Here is a 16988-nt window from a genome sequence, read left to right as displayed (position 1 = left end):
CGATTTCATTCGCCGTCGTGGTGCGTGTTGGCTCGATGAAGGTAAGTCGTCGCTTCGTCTCGAGCGTCCCGTCGCAGCCACGATGCAAACTGGTTCAGTGAATCCTTGCGCGGCGTGTTGGAAGGAGTCGGGGGCTCCGGATGCAAAGGTGGCTGCCGATCACGCATTTCCGTGCCCAGCTCATTTGCCGTCGCAGCAACCGATTGTTGGTCTGCGTTTTGAAGTTGTGTTTGTGTGGCATTCATTTTCGAAAGACCTTCCCATTGATTTCGCGAACGATTCCATTTGCTCGTGTCGACAGATTCTTGCGACCGCCGTCGGCATCCTTTTGTCAGGGACGCGGCGACCGCTGATTTGCGTCGTCTCGTTTCAGTGCCGTCCGTCGGCCACTTCGGTCTCCGATTTCCGCAACGCAAAAAGTGTCGTCATTCGAATGACCCGTGATTCTATCACCTCGCTGGTCCCATCCGGGGCGGACTTTTGATTTCTCGTGATCGGTCTCGGCGATTCCGCCGAATGGCACTTACTTTACCAATTCACCCTCCCCCTGGGAGGGTCGAGCGAAGCGAGGGGAGGGCTACACACCGGGTTTCAGGTTCGCCCTCCCCGGCCCGAAGCGGGCCGACCCTCCCTGAGGGAGGGTGAAGTAAGTGCCATTCGGCTTCCGCCCCGAGCTACGGAAGTCGGCCCCGTCCGGGGCGAAGATCACGCGGGTTGTGGCTGGGAAGGTGGTTGGCAATTCGTGCTGTTCTGGCTCTTTGTCGCGCTCGTGCTCAGCGAAGCGGTGATCGTCATCGACGTTCGATCGGAGTTTCGCTGCGCGTGCCTCGCTGACCGGCTTGTTGATTGACTCGAGTTCACAACCGGACGCGTGAGCGAGGGACCCACAGGCTCGTTGCAATGGCACGTGGTCCCTCGCTCACGCTTCAGGTTCGGATTCAATCAGACAGCCCTGACGCGTCGGGGTGCCAGGTCGGTGGGCATGGGTGACCGACGTGTGGTGACGTGCGGTGGGAAATTTTCGGGAAACTTTTTTAGAATTTTAGGAATTTTTTTCCCGTCCTCGCAAAAAAATGTGGAATTTTTTACGCATTGGGATGACTTCCGAGCTCTCTCGGGTGGTCGGTCGCTGTCCCGACGGCCCTTGACGTTTTAGCCCAAAGACACGTATTCTCTGGAAAAGTCGCCAGCGTAGCTTCAATTGGCAGAGCATCGCATTCGTAATGCGAGGGTTGCCGGTTCAAATCCGGCCGCTGGCTTAGATCGGCAAAAAAATATTTTTGTCATTCACTGTTGGGGACTTTTGGGCGTCGCATTTTTGCGGGCCGGTCTCTCGGCAGAATTTCAGTAGAAACGTAGACACTCAGTAGAACGTAGAAACATAGCGTTCCTGCCGAGCACATGGCTTGCAGGATCCTGAGCGCCACCTGACTCTTTTCCCTCCTTTCGGATCGCTGTGCGAGCGAGCCGAAGTTAGCCCCGGACAAAACGAAGATGAGCGAAGTCGAACTCGAAGTTCTCGACCTGAAGCAAATGGTTCTGGCGAGCAACTCGTTCGGCCCCAGCGACGTCGCCGAGATTCGGCAGGCGATCACCGAAAACTACGGACATTTTGGTGAACTGCGCGACGCGGTCAACGAAATGGAGCAGGACGACGCCCTGACTCCTGCCGGCAAAACCAAGATGGGTGTTTGTCAGTTCTTGCTGGGCCGATTCAAGGACGCCTCTCAAACACTCTCGGCAGCCGATGGCAGTGCGATGGCGCTGTTCTACAATGCTCGTTGCCAATTCGAACTGTCGAGCTTCGACGGTGCGATCGAGGGCTACGAACAAGCCAAGACGTCCGGCTACAACGAAGACCAATGCAAAATTGGCATCGCGGAAGCCAAGCGATATCAAGGCAAGATCGAAGAAGCGATGGCGATTTTGGACGATATCTTTGGTCCCGCTGAACAAACCGCGGACTACATGTACCAGCGTGCGGCAACCGCTGCTCAAATCGGTGGTCGCATGGAAGAAGCCATCAACCTGTACCAGCGTGCGGTTTCGACCGACGAAAATCACGCGGGTGCCTTGTTCGGATTGGCTCTTGAAAACGACCGTTTGGGCAACGATGACGAAGCCCTGCGGTTGTATGAACGTGCTGCCAAGGCGTTCCCCACTGGCATCGGTGCCCTGATCAACTTGGGCGTCATGTACGAAGACAACGGGCAATACGACAAAGCCCAGTTGTGCTACAAGCGAATCCTGGATTGTCATCCCGATCACCCTCGCACACAGCTGTACATGAAGGACGCTTCGGCGACCGGCAACATGCTGTACGACGAAGAAGCTCAGCGTCGCAACGATCGTTTGGCCCAAACGTTGAACATGCCCGTTGCAAACTTTGAACTCAGCGTTCGAAGCCGCAACTGCTTGCAAAAGATGGGCATCGAAACGATTGGCGACCTGACCCGCCACAGCGAACAAGAATTGCTTTCGAGCAAGAACTTCGGCGAAACCAGCTTGGTCGAAATTCGCGAAATGCTTTCGCAAAAAGGTTTGTCGCTTGGCCAGTTCGCTGGCGAAAAGAAATCCAGCGACCCGCCTGTCGACACTTCGCACATGTCGCCTGACGAACAAGCGTTGCTGGAACGGCCGATTGCTGATCTCAACCTGTCTGTTCGTGCTCGCAAGTGCATGACTCGTTTGCAGATCAACTCCATCGGTGAGCTGATCCGTAAATCGGGTGACGACATGCTGGAGTGCAAGAACTTTGGTGTGACCAGCTTGAACGAAGTGCGTGAGAAGTTGGCTGACCTCGGATTGAAGATGCGGGGCGACTGACCCGCTTGTTCCGCTACGAATTGATTGGCACCGATGGAGGTGCCCGACGCGGCGTTTTTCACACGCCGCGAGGACCCGTTCGCACGCCCGGCTTCATGCCGGTCGGAACGCTTGGAACGGTCAAAGGCCTGACGATTGATCAAGTCGCCGCCACCGGCGCGGACATGATCCTGGGCAACACCTACCACTTGCGTCTGCGACCCGGTCACGAAACGGTCGCGGCTCTTGGTGGTCTGCATAAAATGTGTGGCTGGGACGGTCCCATTCTGACCGACTCGGGTGGCTTTCAGGTCTTCTCGCTGGGGGCGATCAACAAGGTCACCGAACATGCGGCGACGTTTCGTTCACACATCGACGGCGCCAAGATCGAGCTGACGCCGGAGCATTCGATCGAAATCCAGCAAGCTCTCGGCAGCGACGTGGCGATGGTCTTGGATCACGTCATCGCCTTGCCTGCTCCGATGACGCAAGTCGAGGACGCGCTGGCCCGCTCGATTCGCTGGGCCGCTCGTTGTCGCGACGCCGCGGACCGTGAGGACCAGGCTCTGTTCGCGATCGTTCAAGGTGGGCTGGACCGGACGCTTCGTCAGCAATGCGCGTCGGAACTCGCGGCGATGTCGTTTGAGGGCTACGCGGTGGGCGGGTTGTCGGTGGGGGAACCTCCCGAAGACATGTACACGACCACGGGGTTCACGACCCCGCATTTGCCGGCGGACAAACCTCGGTACCTGATGGGCGTCGGCACGCCACGTGACCTGCTGGAAAACATCGCTCGCGGAATTGATCTGTTCGATTGCGTGATGCCAACTCGCAACGGCAGGAACGCTTTGGCGTTCACGGATGAAGGACCGCTGAAGCTACGCAACGCAGTCCACAAGCTGGACACTCGGCCGCTGATGGACGATTGCCCGTGCCTCGCATGCCGGCACAGTCGCGGTTATCTGCGGCATTTGTTTGTTGCGGGCGAGATGCTTGGTCCGATTTTGCTGTCGCATCACAACCTGATGTACTACGGCCGTTTGATGCAGGCGACTCGAGACGCCATCGAAGCGGGCGAATTTGAGTCCTTTAAAAACGCCAAGCTCGCGGGTTGGGGCCATGAGCCGTATCGAGAATCGGTTTCGTCGTAGCACTCGGTAGCCGGATTCGCCAAGAATTCAAATGTTGCAAGTGATTTGCGTGGGATGAATTCGAGCGGCGTCGAGTGTCGAAACGTTTTTGATGCAGAGACGCATGGGGTCGCCCGAGAAGTGTGATGGGGCGCTGGTGCGTCAGGATTGAGAGGCGTAGGCCAGGTTGTACCTGGCAGCCTGGCCGATGCTTTGGAACAAAGCGAGGCGTGCGGTGTTTGTAACGCGAGTTCAGTGGGGGCTGTCTGGTCGCGAGCGCCAGGTGGAACCTGGCCTACTTTCGGATTTGCGTTTGTGCTGGGCTCGCGAGCGTTGAGGGCCGACGGTTGTTTTGCTGGGGTGCCGGAACTCCGCTATCGCTTCGGTCCGGCCTACTTTCGTTGGCGTACAAACGTAGGCCAGGTTGTACCTGGCGGCCTTGCCGATGCTTTGGAACAAAGCGAGGCGTGCAGCGTTTGCGGGGCAAGTTCAGTGAGGGCCGTCCAGTCACCAGTGCCAGGTGGAACCTGGCCTACTTTCGGATTTGCGTTTGTGCTGGGACGCGAGCGTCGGGGGCCAGCGGTTGTTCTGCTGGGGTGCCGGAACTCCGCTATCGCTTCGGTCCGGCCTGCTTTGGCTGGCGTACAAACGTAGGCCAGGTTGTACCTGGCAGCCTTGCCGATGCTTTGGGACAAAGCGAGGCGTGCGGTGTTTGTGACGCAAGTTCAGTGGGGGCCGTCCGGTCGCGAGCGCCAGGTGGGACCTGGCCTACCTACGGATTTGGTTTGTGATGGGACGCGAGCGTCGGGGGCCAGCGGTTGTTCTGCTGGGGGGCCGGAACTCCGCTATCGCTTCGGTCCGGCCTACTTTGGTTGGCTCGCAAGCGTAGGCCAGGTTGTGCCTGGCAGCCTGGCCGATGCTTTGGAACAAAGCGAGGCGTGCAGCGTTTGCGGGGCAAGTTTAGTGAGGGCCGTCCAGTCACCAGCGCCAGGTGGAACCTGGCCTACTGCTGAATTCTGGCTACTGATCGGTGGCGTCTCCCCGCAACCAGAGCTCGTAGTGGTCGGCTCGGCCGGCGCCCCAGTTGCGTTCGCTGTAGGGGATGCTGCCGACGCCTTTCTCGTCTTCCGCGTAGTTGTTGCGAGCGTCGGTCCAGAGGACGGCCGCTTTCCCATCTCTATCGACGCGATAGCCGAGTTGTTCTCCCGTGCTGTGTGTCCAGGATTCCGGCGTGGCACCGACGGACTGCAACGAGGACAATTGTGTTGGGTATTCGCCATGGACAACTTGGTATTTTCGTAGGTAGACGCCCGTTGACGTCCAACGTCTTTCATCCTGATAGGCGTCCGCCTGATTGCGAAACCACTGATCGGGCACGTTCCAGTGACTCTGCAATCTGGAATTCAAAGTTGCGTTTGGAATAGCGACCAAGCTCCGAGACTGATCAATCGTTTCGGTGCGAGCCTCGCGTTCCTTTGACTCGGTGGAGCGCCCGCGGGTTCGGCTCTGGCGTGGAGGTCGTGCCGTTTCGGCGGACGACTTCAGCCAGTCCAACGCCGCCAACGCATGGACGCTGGAAGCTCCAAAGGGGAGCACGTCCCGGGTGTAGTCATCTTCGAACTGAACCCAGCGACCGGTGTCTTTCAACGGGTATGAGGTCACGAACCTCTCCAGCCGGATTTGGTTGAGCGCCTCCACGTTCACATCGCTATTGGTTGCCAGGACCAAACGCAGCAATTCACCGAGTTCTGGTTCGCTCCAGAAGGGGAACCTGACCGATTGGCGAATCGTTTTGTTCAGTTCGTTCGATAGTGCGCGTCGAACGGATTGGAGTATCTCGTTTTGTTGGTCGATCCGATCTCGAAGTTTGGCAACTGTCTGGAGCGTTTCGAGTGCTCGTTGTGAGTCCCCTGCATGAAATGCGAGCCGAAACTCGTTGTCCAGCAACCATCGCAACGAACGGATTTCGTAGCCAGTGGACCAGTGCCGCCTTTCCAGGTGAGCATCCTGCCAGACGGGCTGATCTGACTCGAGCAACTCCCTCAGTTGGCTCAGCACCGGCCTTGCCTGTTCGCTGATTGCTTCTGCAAACAGTTCAGCCTGCCAAGGCTCCGATTCAGGAACAATGTCTTCCATCTCAGCCACGGAATCACGGTTCATTGCTTGCACATGACTCGCTGCGTCGAGTAGTTGTTTCCACTGCAATGCATGATCAGCCGACACGTCAGTGTTGTATTTTTTGAGCATCGCGGTGGAAGTCACCGGCACGCCGTCCTTCGCGAGTGCCGTCACGCGTTCGTGATACAGGGAAGTCGCCCATCGCTCACACGTAAATCCCCAGGCGAGCAAAGCAATCAACAGGACTGGTGGGGCCCACATTGCCGCACGAAACGTTCTCTCGGACATTCGATTGCTCATTGAATTTCCTCCACCGATGGGATTTGCGGGGTTGCGGAATCTTCCTTCGGGACCTGGGGCGTCATCGCTAATTGCTGTGCGTCGTATTCCCAGGTTTCGAACCAGTTCGTGGCCGGGTAGCCGAGATAAGAAAAGTTCTTGGTCAGGGCGTTGGAGTCCTGGCCATCTCGATAAAGGTCTCCGTACGGCCCCGTTTCGAATTCGCCACCGGGTTGGCCGACGAGTAGGTCCAAAGCACGAAAGTCTGCTTCCATCGCGGCCTTGGAGTTTGACTTTTCGATCAAGCTCAAGCAGCGATCAACGACCGCTCCGAATTTCCGGTGCAAAACCGAGTGACGCCACCCTGCCGGGATTTTTTCTAGCCAGTGATCGGAGGGGCCCACTCCGTCGTTTGTTCTTCTGAGGAGCGACGGCGATTTCCGGTCGCGAATCCAGCACACCAGCAACGCCATTCGCCGTGCTTCTTGGCGGGCTTCAAAATCGCCGACCAAGGCCACGGCCTCTTGGTAGAAAGGCTCCGATTGAAGTGGTTGCAGCGTCGGGTCCATCAAGTTGGCAACCAGCCAAATCTCGGTCTGGTCGGCGATTTCTTGGTCGATCCAGCGTGTGCTCATCCGCAGGCGGCGAACCACAGTTGTCAGGCGACTGAAGAATGCGCCGAGGCGTTCTTTCTCGGCTTGGTCGTCCGGGTTTTGCTGCCATCGAATCTTCACGAGTGAGGCGGCATCCAGTGCACTTTTGATGATCCCCTGGTCCCCTCGGAGTGGAGCGTCATCCATGTCTCCAATCACAATCCAAGCATCAGGAGACAAGAGTTCTCGGCGACGCATTCGATCGACGGCTGTTTCACCATCGATTTCCACACCTGCATAGACGCTGAGATCATCTTGCAATTCCAGGTCGCCATAACGCATTGAGATGGCATTGAATGAATGCTGGCGGTCCAGTTTTTGTGCTTCTGGTAGGAGTTCTGCCACACGCTCTGCCGACATTTGTGGCAGTTGTGAACGGGCAATTGAAACTGGAACGGTTGGCAGGAACATGAATGCGAGTCCTGCCACCACGTTGAACGCCCAGTATCCCAGCCCTCGGTTGCCATCCATGAACGTTCGCATGGTCCACCAAGTTGCGATAAAAGGCAGAAACGCAATCGACAGCAACCAGCCAAACCGGACCCCATTTCCGATCCCGGCGTCGGCCAAAGCGGCCAGGGCAACCAGCGACAACACGGGGGCCAGAAACGCTGAAGCGGCCAGCATCGGCACCACTTGGCTGACCCACTGCGAAACTCCGTAGATGACCAGGAGCACCGAGGCGATTGTCAGCAGCGACATTTCCGGGATCGGGGCTCTCTGATGCTCGATCGGATCGGGGGATCCGATCAGGACTTGCACTGCCAAGATCAGCAGGGCGGTCGCCGCCAGGGAGCTGAGTCCAAACCAATGCCGGCCGAGCCAAACTCGTGACGGCGAGACACCGCGGTCGGCCAAGAACTTCAGCCGGACCGCTGCCCCGTCACCGGTGAACACACCCACGCCCAGCCACGATACGGCCAGCAATGCCAATCCGATGGTGGTTTGAATGGAGGTTCCGATCCAGCTTTGCAGGGAGTCGTGCATGTTGGTGGCAACCAGCCAGGCGATGGCTCCTGCAGCCAGCGGCACCAGCAGTCCCAGTGACATCCAAGGCGAAGCGTGGACGGTCTGCCAAACCATGGTCGCATAACTGTCGCGGAACGGTTGGCGGGAAGGAGTCGCCATTTCGGGTGGACGCCACGCATCCACCGAAGTCAGCGAATCACGAGGCCGCAGGTCGTCCGGTTCATCGGCTTGCAAAGCAGTGGTGCCGGCGCGATACGCCAGCCAGCCGATGGCGGGGAGAAACAGGCTGGTGATGATTCCCAGCACCCAGGTTTTTTGATTCACGTCGGTGAACTGCCCCGTTGAACTTTGAAACAGTGAGGTCCAAATCTCCGCCACGAAAAACGGCAGCAGCGCCAGAGGAATGATCCAAACCAAAGCCGGGAAGGCGTTCTTGTTCCGCCAGGAGGTGTAGAACCCGCACAGCAGCACATAGAACGAATGCACAAACCAAAATGCGGGGTGCACTTGGCTGAGTTCGAAGGTTCCCGATTGCGTGGGGCTTTGTTCCAGTCCAGCGAGGAAAGCCAGCACGACGCATCCCACCCACATCAAAAGCAGGCCAACGATCGCAACGAGCAATTTGGCGGCCACGATGGGCCGGACGGGGATCGGCAAGGATGCCAGCCAGTTCAGTGTGCGGGTTTCTTTTTCATGGCTGATCAAGATCGCTCCCGCACCCGCGGCAAACAGCGCCGGCATGATCAGGGGGACGATATTTCCCGCCGCACTCAGCGTGACATTGAGGTTTTGGGACATGGCGGCCCAGACGATGAACAGGAACGCTGTCACTCCCAGCAGCATGCCTATCAACGGAACGATTTGCTTGGCCTCTTTCCAGAGCAAACCTTGCCAAACGCGTGTGTCATTCATGATTGCTCTCCCGACGTGACCACCTCGGATTCTCGTCCGCCGTCGCCGGCTGGTGGCTCCGGCGATGGAGACGGGCCGCGAGATGTTTCAGGAGGCGGTCCGGGCGGGCCCGCAAAGCCTTTTCGAGTGTGGGCGATGAAGATCTCCTCCAGCGTCATTGTGCGATCCTTCACCGCGACGACGCCGGTGGCCGATTCGATCACCGGGATCATGGACGGCTCAAAGTTCCGCACCAGCACCCGGCGTTGGCGGCCTTGGTTTTCTTCGAGTAGCGTTTGGGCTGGCTCGGGAAGCGTCGGGAGTTCCACCAACGAATCGTCTAGCGACACGGTCAGTTCCGTCATCGATCCCTTCAGATCGTTCAGCGGTTCGCAGGCTTGGAGTTTCCCGTTGTGGAGGATTCCGATCGTGTCGGCGACCCGTTCGACTTCGTTGATTTGATGACTGGAAAGGAACACGGTTCGGCCCGATGCGGCCCGGCCAATCATGCTTTCCAGAAACTCACGGCGAACCATCGGATCCAGACCCGACGTCGGTTCATCCAGGATCAGCAGTTCTGGGTCGTGTGCGAGAGCCAACGACAAGGCGACCTTGGCTCGCTGGCCTTTGCTCAGCACGCGAATTTTGCGGTCCTCGGGGATCTCGTACTTCGCAATCGATTCGCGGTAGTTTTCGTAGAAGCCCTCCGGGTAGAACGAGGCCGTGAACCAACCGATTTGGCCCACCGTCATCCAGTCGTACAAGGCGGGATTGTCTGAGACGTAGCCAACCCGGCGACGAACCTCCAGCGGTTGTTTCAGTGGATCGAAGTCGCAAACGGAGGCCGAACCAGACGTCGGTTTTTGGAACCCGGTGAGGATTCGGATCAGTGTGGTCTTGCCGGCACCGTTTTCGCCCAGCAAGGCAAACACGGTTCCGGGCTGGATGGTCAGATCCACGCCCAGCAAGGCATCGCAGCCTCGAAAACGCATGGTCAGTTGATCGGTCGAGATGACGGGGTTCATGATGACGATCCTGCTTCGATGAGATGGTGGTCAGTGTGCGTCGAATCAAACGCGTTCGAGCCATCTGGCTCGCCCGCACGGCAAGCTCATTGCAACTCGGCAATCGCTTCGATGGTTCCGTCGAGGGTCCGCAGTTGCTCGTCAACGAGTTTGCGGACCTCCTTGGCTGACAGTCCGGCCTGCAAAGCCTCGGTCAGCACCGCCGACAAGCGTGCGGCGAGAATCGATTGCCGCTGTTTGCGACAACGCTCGACGGCGCCCTTGCAAACCACGACGCCGCGTCCGCGAAGCGTTTCGATCACGCCCTCGGATTGCAGGTCTTGAAAGGCCCGAGCCACGGTGTTCGGGTTGACCGCCAATTGCTGGCTGAGTTGCCGAACGCTGGGGAGAAGTTGTCCCGGACGCAAGGTTTGCTCCGCGACGGCGAATTTCACTTGGCGAACGATCTGAGAATAGATCGCCACACCGTTGGAAGGGTCGACTGTAAAAAACATGTTCGCACCGATGCCCAAAGCTGGTTAACTGGTGTACTGGTTAAACGGTACAGCGGTGCGGCAGTGGGGTCAAGCGATTTTTGCAAAGAAAATTTGGCCAAACAATCGGTAGGCCAGGTTGTACCTGGCGACCACGCCGTTGCTGTGCGACAAAGCGAGGCACGCACGAGCCATCACCAGAGTGGAACAATTGTCCCCCATTGTTCCGCCGCGGAGGATGACATCGCGGGGCCACACCCCACTTCGAAGATTCACCGCGTTCGCTTTGCGCGACTCGAAGCTTCCATCCCTGGCACGCAAACAGTTGGGGACAACTGTTCTACTCTGTTGCTGTGCGACAAAGCGAGGCACGCACGAGCCATCACCAGAGTGGAACAATTGTGCCCCATTGTTCCGCCGCGAAGGATGACATCGCGGGGCCACACCCCACTTCGAAGATTCACCGTGTTCGCTTTGCGCGACTCGAAGCTTCCATCCCTGGCACGCAAACAGTTGGGGACAACTGTTCTACTTTGTTGCTGTGCAGAAAAACGCAGGACGTTGCTCGTTTCTTCGTAGCCGGATTCGCCAGAATTCGGATCTTAACGACTCGCAAAATCCGACGACTTGGTGACTCCGAATTCTGGCGAATCCGGCTACTCCGAGTCGGAGGCGGCTCGCTAATCCTGCGTCAACACCATGATGCGGATGGGGTGCTCGGGGTCGTCGTCCATTTCCACGGTGTGCTCGGTGTAGTCCCAGGGTTGGTCCTTCACCCATTGGGAGAACTCCGTCGCGATCAGCCGTTGCGGATCGCTCAAGATCAATTGCCCGTCGTCGGTCAAATGTTCCGCGGCCGACTGCAACAGTTCTGGCCACAGCGTGCGGAGGTACGTGACATCACTGCCCAGGATGAACGGGAACTTCTTGGGGGCCAGCGAATCCTCGCCCAATCGGAAGACTTGCACGTCCGTGTGCAATCCCAGACGAGACAAACTGAGCCGCACCAATTGCAGCGGGTCTTCCACACCGTCGGTCAAGGTCACGCGAGCCCCACGCAGCAAAGCGGCGATGCCGGCGTGTCCGGTTCCGCAGCCGACTTCCAAGACATCTTGGTTGTGAATGGGAACGCGATCCAAGAAGCGGTCCAGTCCCGAAGCGGCCCGCCAGGTCGTTGCCCAGAACGGATCGATCACGCCTTCTTCGCCTGCGTCCTGGCGTTCGCATGCTTCGATCAACATCGCATCGGGATCCGAGGCGACCGCCAGCGGCCGTTCTTTGCCAGCGATCAAGGTGTCTTCCCAGTGCCAAGCGAATGAAAGCGAGTCGGCCATGTTGAATGCGTTCGTGAAAGATCGGATGAAGAGAGAAGCGGTTTGTCGCCCGTACGATGGTCTTCCAAGACCGTCGCGTTCGACATGGGCGGTCTGGGCAGGCGGACTTGCGGAATTTCCAGGATGGTCTTGGAAGACCATCCTACGAGAACGTTGTTGAGCGAGATCAACTGCGGTGCAGCAGTTCCGCTGCGTCGGCTGCGAAGTAGGTCAGCACCCCATCAGCGCCGGCTCGTTTGAAGGACAGCAGGCTTTCCAGGATCACCGCCTCTCCGTTCAGCCAGCCGGCGTCGGCCGCTCCACGCAGCATCGCGTATTCGCCACTGACTTGATAGGCAAACGTTGGCACGCCAAAGGTTTCTTTGACGCGAGCGACAATGTCCAGGTATGGCATCCCGGGTTTGACCATCACGCTGTCGGCTCCCTCGGCCAGGTCCAGAGCGACTTCGGCAATCGCTTCGTCGGACTGCGACGGCGATTGCTGGTAGGTCTTTTTGTCGGCGGCCCCGAGGTTGGCTGCCGAGCCCACCGCGTCCCGGAATGGTCCGTAGAACGCGCTGGCGAATTTCGCCGCATACGACATGATCTGAACGCTCGAGTGACCAGCCTGATCCAGGGCGGTTCGGATTGCGCCAATGCGTCCGTCCATCATGTCGCTCGGCGCGATGATGTCGCATCCCGCCGCCGCTTGCACGATCGCTTGCTTGCACAGCACGTCGACGGTTTCATCGTTGATGACTTGCCCGTCGCGAACCAGCCCGTCTTGGCCGTGGCTGCTGTAGGGGTCCAGTGCCACGTCGAGGATCACGCCCAGCGAATCGCCAACCGCGTCTTTGATTTGGCGGGTGACCCGGCACACCAGGTTGTCGGGATGGAACGCTTCGGCCGCGTCCTCGGTTTTCAATTTCGGATCCGTGGCTGGAAACAACGCGATCGCGGGGATACCCAGGTCGACGGCTCGCTGGGCCGCGGCGACGATTTCGCCCTCTCCCAACCGGTTCACGCCGGGCAGCGATCCGACGGGTTGTTGGCCGGAGCCATCCATTACGAACAGCGGCCAGATCAAATCGTCGACCGACAAAGTGGTTTCTCGGACGAGGCGGCGCGACCAATCCGTCGCTCGGACACGGCGCAATCGGGTGGCGGGGAAAGCGGCACGCGGAGCGGGTGGGCCAGAAAATCGGGACAAAAGAGCACCCTGAAATCGTTGGAGGAACAGCGGCGGCGATTGTGGCTGAGCACAAACCACCGCGAGACGTTTCCCATTTTGCGTCACAGAACGTGCCAAGCCTACCCGGCCGATCTGCTAAACTGATTCCCCGCTCAATCACGTCTCGAAAGGGACGTTTTCGAATTTCACCTTGCCCCACCCACCCCACAGATACAACGCCGATGAAATTTCGACTTTGCACCTTGCTCGCCGCCTTCGCGGTGCTCGCCTCGTCCGCGGTTGCCACCGCACAAGATTCAGCGGAGTCCAAACCGCTGAACGTGTTGCTGATCGACGGCCAAAACAATCACAAGTGGCAAGAGACCACGCCTCTGATCCAAGCCACCTTGGAATCGGGTGACTTCGCCCAGGTCACCGTCGCGACTGCGCCGGGCAAAGGCGAAGACAAGTCCGGTTTTGCACCGAAGTTCGCTGACTACGACGTTGTGGTGTCGAACTACAACGGCGAAGCTTGGTCGAGCGAAACCGAAAAGGCCTTCGAGGCCTACGTCGGTGACGGCGGCGGATTCGTGACCGTTCACGCGGCCGACAATTCATTCCCCCACTGGGATGCCTACAACCGCATGATCGGCGTGGGCGGCTGGGGCGGTCGGAACGAAAAGGATGGTCCGTATGTCCGTTGGAAAGAAGACCAAAAGAAATTCACGCGGGACATGTCCAAGGGCGGCGGCGGCCAGCACGGCAAACGCGTGCCGTTCATGATGGTTGTCCGCGATGCTTCGCACCCCATCACTGCTGGATTGCCCAAGTCGTTCCTGCAAGTCGCCGATGAACTGTACGGCAAACTGCGCGGCCCGGCCGAGAACATGAACGTGTTGGCGACCGCTTACAGCAACCCTGCAACGGGCGGCACGGGAGAGCATGAGCCCATCCTGATGACGATCGAATTTGGAAAGGGCCGTGTCTTCCACACGACGCTCGGACACGATGTTCCTGCCATCAAGGGGCTGGCGTTTCAAACCTCGCTGCGTCGCGGCACGGAGTGGGCCGCCACCGGCAACGTTACCCTGCCTGCCGTTTCCGCTGCCAAAATGGGCAGCGACGAAGCCGCGACAGGCGATCCCGCCCAGGCATCCGAAGTCGAGGGCGATGGAAAAGCTGCCACATCGAACGGCAACGTCAACTTTGATGCCGCACCTGATTTGAAAGCGGACGGTTGGAAGTCGTTGTTCGATGGAAAGAGCCTGGACGGATGGAACCGCAAGAACGGAACCGCCAAGTACCGAGTCGAAGACGGCGCGGTTGTCGGCACGACCTCAGAAGGCAGCCCGAACTCGTTCTTGTGCAGCAACGAGAACTACGGCAACTTTGAGCTGACGTTCGAAGTCAACGTGGACGAAGGTCTCAACAGCGGTGTTCAAATTCGTTCCCAGTCTCGCGAAAAGGGCGGACGAGTCTACGGTCCCCAGGTCGAAATTGAATCCGCTCCTGGTGAAGCCGGTTACATCTACTCCGAAGCCACCGGACGCGGATGGATCACGAAGGAGCAGCCGATCAAGGACGCGTACAAGAACAATCAGTTCAATCGCTATCTCGTGCGAGCCCAAGGCAACCGGATTCAAGTTTGGATCGGCGATCAAAAGATCAGCGACATCCAAGACCCCGAGTCCTCCACCAACGGATTCCTCGGGTTGCAGGTTCACGGCATCAAGGCCGGCACCGGCCCGTTCGAAGTCCGCTGGCGTGACATCCAAATTCGCGAATTGAAGTAGGTCTGTCGAAGGGATGGATTGGGACGTTGGCCATTTGAGGCGTGCTCGGAACGTCTTAGCAACCCCGCCCGTTGCAAGGTCGTGGCGTTTATCGAGGCCGCGTTTTAGCGGGTTTTCACGCGGCGCACCTCTCCTGAAACGCAGTTTGGGGAGAGGTCGAGCGACGCCGTTCAGGCGTACGCGAGGGTGAGGGCCGAGCAGGGAATGGGCGCGGACTGCCCTCCCCCGGAAATCTCGCTGAACGCTCGCTTTCCGACCCCTCCCGTTTCACGGGCGGGGTTTGCAAGACGTCAGGAACACTGCACTTCAAAACTGCACGACCTCCTTCCTCGGGCGGGCTTCGCAGGACGCAACAAACACCGCGTTTAAAGACTGCACGGCCACTCTCCCCAAAAACTTCGTTTCGGGTGAGGGGTATTGCGTGGAAACGTGTCGGAAAGCGTCGTCAATCGTCACTCGGCGGGATTCGTTGCAGGGCTTCTTCTCGGGAGTTGAGTTTTCCGTCGAGCTGATCGTCGCGAATGGATTGCAGGATGGCTTTGAAATCGGGGCCAGGACGCATCCCATTGGCGATCAGATCGGCTCCGGTGACCAACGGCGGCGGATCGAGTTCGATCGGGTCGCCCGACAAAGCTCGGCCGGCGCGGGCGACGCCGCGAGATTTTGGGGCCAGGGCACGCGCGGTGCCCACGATCGTCGGTGCATCGGCATCGACCAAGATCGGCTGCAACCTGGACCAAGCCAATCCGTCGCACTGAGTGATCGTTTCAGCGTGAGTGAGTGCGGCTTCGATGGCACGGCGTTCGGCGACGGAAAGTTTCCAGTCGTTGAAGATCAAACGCAGGGTGTGCGTGGAATCACCGGGCAGGTGAAACAAGGCGATTGCCATCGCGACTTCGAACGAGGGATGTTTGCAAGCCTGGATCGACTTCGAGAATTCGGTCCAGTTCATCGTTTGCAATTGCGGCCAGATATGGAGCGAAAGTCCCGTGTCGACCAAGGTTTCCAAACCAAAGTCGACTGCGGGGGCGGTCATGACGCGGCGCATCTCGGCTCCGATGCGTTCACCGCTGACCACGCTGATATCGCTGGCATGATTTTGGATGGCGGCAAAGGTTTTGTGTTCGATCGAGAACCCGAGTGTGGTCGCGAATCGAACGGCTCGAAGCATCCGAAGTTTGTCTTCTTCGAACCGCTGGATGGCTTCGCCGATTGTGCGCAGATGGCCCTTGGCGAGGTCATCGATTCCGCCGACGTGGTCGATGATCCGTGATTCGAAGACGTCGTAGAACATCCCGTTGATCGTGAAGTCGCGGCGGAGGGCATCGGCTTCCGCATCGCCGTAGGTGACGCTGTCGGGCCGGCGGCCATCGGAATAACTTCCATCGGCGCGGAACGTGGCCACTTCCGTCGGCATCCATTTGCCCGCCGATTCCTGGGGGGGGCTGGCGGGATTCTCCGCCGTCGCGGGGCGTGGCGGCAGCACGCCGATCACGCCGAAGGATTCCCCAAACGCCAACGTGTTGCGTTTTCCAAAGACATCGCGGACCGATTCGGGAGTCGCATCGGTGGCGACATCGAAGTCCTTGGGTGTGCGGCCGAGCAGCGCGTCGCGGACACAACCGCCTGCCAGGACGGCCACAAAACCAGCCTTCTTCAGTTCGGTGATGATCCGAACCGCTTCGGCGGCTTCGGGTGAATTCAGGATTTTGGTCGGGAAGTCAGGCATCGGTGAGTGAGAAGTCGAGTTTTTTGGTGCGACGATTTCACGGAGCGTCGTTCCGCCCGAGTTTCGAAAAGACGCTACCATACCGAGTCGTTTGAATCTTCCGACCATCGTCGCTCCTTTCCATTTTCTCACACGTTTGAATTCTCTGGTGTCTGCTGAATTTGCTTCCTCGCCCGATCGATTCACGGACGCCGAGCTGGTCGCGTTTTTGGACGAACAGCTCGAACCGTCGCGGTCATCCGCCATCGAACAAGCGGTGCGGGAAGACGAAAAACTGCGTCAACGACTGATCCATTTGCGTGGGCAGGATGTCGCAGGATTGCACACAATTGGTGCGATTTGGCGTCGGCAGCAGCTTTCGTGCCCCGATCGATCGGTGCTGCAGGCCTACGTCGCCAATCAGTTGGAACCCGAGATGGCGGACTATGTTCTGTTTCACCTGACGGAAATTGGATGCCGTGTTTGCCGCGCCAATTTTGATGATTTGAACCAGCAATTGGCGCGCGGCCGATCAGCGGAAGAGGCGGCGTCGCGGCGTCGGCGAATGTTCCAAACCAGCGCCGGTCACTTACGCCGCCACGACTGACCGCCGAGAGGTTTGTTGAGCGTGTCGATCAGCAGACGCGACGAAGAGTCCGA

General features: G+C 58.7%; 12 protein-coding genes and 1 tRNA gene. 5 read left to right on the top strand and 8 right to left on the bottom strand.

What is annotated here, in order from left to right; all coding sequences use genetic code 11:
* Positions 1-5 precede the first annotated feature (5 nt).
* Entirely contained in the window at positions 6-245 is a 240-nt protein-coding gene (locus PSR62_RS19630; protein WP_274404696.1) for a hypothetical protein, read from the bottom strand.
* 940 nt (positions 246-1185) lie between these two features.
* Between PSR62_RS19630 and PSR62_RS19625 the strand changes: the two genes are divergently transcribed.
* From PSR62_RS19625 to tgt, 3 genes are all read left to right on the top strand, one after another.
* Positions 1186-1259, top strand: a tRNA-Thr gene (locus tag PSR62_RS19625).
* Positions 1260-1494: 235 nt separating this feature from the next.
* Entirely contained in the window at positions 1495-2826 is a 1332-nt protein-coding gene (locus PSR62_RS19620) for a tetratricopeptide repeat protein (protein WP_047814806.1), read from the top strand.
* Between the two features lie 5 nt (positions 2827-2831).
* Positions 2832-3956, top strand: a complete 1125-nt coding sequence (gene tgt, locus PSR62_RS19615) for a tRNA guanosine(34) transglycosylase Tgt (RefSeq protein WP_443217303.1) — start codon at positions 2832-2834, stop codon at positions 3954-3956.
* A 999-nt stretch (positions 3957-4955) separates the two neighbouring features.
* Here tgt and PSR62_RS19610 read toward each other — a convergent pair.
* The 6 genes from PSR62_RS19610 to hemB form a co-directional block, all read right to left on the bottom strand.
* Positions 4956-6341, bottom strand: coding sequence for a hypothetical protein (locus PSR62_RS19610; RefSeq protein WP_274404695.1), 1386 nt, complete (start codon positions 6339-6341; stop codon positions 4956-4958).
* An 8-nt stretch (positions 6342-6349) separates the two neighbouring features.
* Positions 6350-8866, bottom strand: a complete 2517-nt coding sequence (locus tag PSR62_RS19605) for an ABC transporter permease (RefSeq protein ID WP_274404694.1) — start codon at positions 8864-8866, stop codon at positions 6350-6352.
* The gene (locus PSR62_RS19600; RefSeq protein ID WP_274404693.1) at positions 8863-9870 is read right to left on the bottom strand and encodes an ABC transporter ATP-binding protein; all 1008 of its coding nucleotides are present in this window, start codon (positions 9868-9870) and stop codon (positions 8863-8865) included. Before PSR62_RS19600 ends, PSR62_RS19605 begins: the two co-directional genes overlap by 4 nt.
* Before the next feature lie 86 nt (positions 9871-9956).
* Positions 9957-10364 carry a GntR family transcriptional regulator gene (locus tag PSR62_RS19595; RefSeq protein ID WP_274404692.1) on the bottom strand — a complete coding sequence of 136 codons (408 nt, stop codon included), beginning with the start codon at positions 10362-10364 and terminating at the stop codon, positions 9957-9959.
* A 659-nt stretch (positions 10365-11023) separates the two neighbouring features.
* Entirely contained in the window at positions 11024-11677 is a 654-nt protein-coding gene (locus tag PSR62_RS19590; RefSeq protein WP_274404691.1) for a class I SAM-dependent methyltransferase, read from the bottom strand.
* A gap of 166 nt (positions 11678-11843) precedes the next feature.
* Entirely contained in the window at positions 11844-12812 is a 969-nt protein-coding gene (gene hemB / locus PSR62_RS19585; RefSeq protein ID WP_274408259.1) for a porphobilinogen synthase, read from the bottom strand.
* Between the two features lie 257 nt (positions 12813-13069).
* Between hemB and PSR62_RS19580 the strand changes: the two genes are divergently transcribed.
* Complete coding sequence (locus PSR62_RS19580) at positions 13070-14620, top strand: family 16 glycoside hydrolase (protein ID WP_274404690.1); 1551 nt, start codon at positions 13070-13072, stop codon at positions 14618-14620.
* 445 nt (positions 14621-15065) lie between these two features.
* On the opposite strand, the gene PSR62_RS19575 is transcribed toward PSR62_RS19580, so the two are convergent.
* Positions 15066-16349, bottom strand: a complete 1284-nt coding sequence (locus PSR62_RS19575; protein WP_274404689.1) for a CCA tRNA nucleotidyltransferase — start codon at positions 16347-16349, stop codon at positions 15066-15068.
* A 148-nt stretch (positions 16350-16497) separates the two neighbouring features.
* On the opposite strand from PSR62_RS19575, the gene PSR62_RS19570 reads away from it, so the two are divergent.
* Positions 16498-16935: a hypothetical protein gene (locus PSR62_RS19570; RefSeq protein WP_274404688.1), complete on the top strand. Its 438-nt coding sequence runs from the start codon at positions 16498-16500 to the stop codon at positions 16933-16935.
* Positions 16936-16988 lie beyond the last annotated feature (53 nt).

This window comes from Rhodopirellula sp. P2, assembly GCF_028768465.1.
Taxonomy (GTDB): Bacteria; Planctomycetota; Planctomycetia; order Pirellulales; family Pirellulaceae; genus Rhodopirellula.
Note: the sequence above shows the minus strand (reverse complement) of the source record. Positions and strands in the feature narration are given on the sequence as shown.

Excerpts from the sequence above, each read along its gene's own strand:
- PSR62_RS19590 (WP_274404691.1), bottom strand. The coding sequence starts at position 11,677 with ATGGCCGACTCGCTTTCATTCGCTTGGCACTGGGAAGACACCTTGATC.
- PSR62_RS19595 (WP_274404692.1), bottom strand. The coding sequence starts at position 10,364 with ATGTTTTTTACAGTCGACCCTTCCAACGGTGTGGCGATCTATTCTCAG.
- PSR62_RS19610 (WP_274404695.1), bottom strand. The coding sequence starts at position 6,341 with ATGTCCGAGAGAACGTTTCGTGCGGCAATGTGGGCCCCACCAGTCCTG.
- PSR62_RS19630 (WP_274404696.1), bottom strand. The coding sequence starts at position 245 with ATGAATGCCACACAAACACAACTTCAAAACGCAGACCAACAATCGGTT.
- PSR62_RS19580 (WP_274404690.1), top strand. The coding sequence starts at position 13,070 with ATGAAATTTCGACTTTGCACCTTGCTCGCCGCCTTCGCGGTGCTCGCC.
- PSR62_RS19620 (WP_047814806.1), top strand. The coding sequence starts at position 1,495 with ATGAGCGAAGTCGAACTCGAAGTTCTCGACCTGAAGCAAATGGTTCTG.
- PSR62_RS19605 (WP_274404694.1), bottom strand. The coding sequence starts at position 8,866 with ATGAATGACACACGCGTTTGGCAAGGTTTGCTCTGGAAAGAGGCCAAG.
- PSR62_RS19600 (WP_274404693.1), bottom strand. The coding sequence starts at position 9,870 with ATGAACCCCGTCATCTCGACCGATCAACTGACCATGCGTTTTCGAGGC.
- PSR62_RS19575 (WP_274404689.1), bottom strand. The coding sequence starts at position 16,349 with ATGCCTGACTTCCCGACCAAAATCCTGAATTCACCCGAAGCCGCCGAA.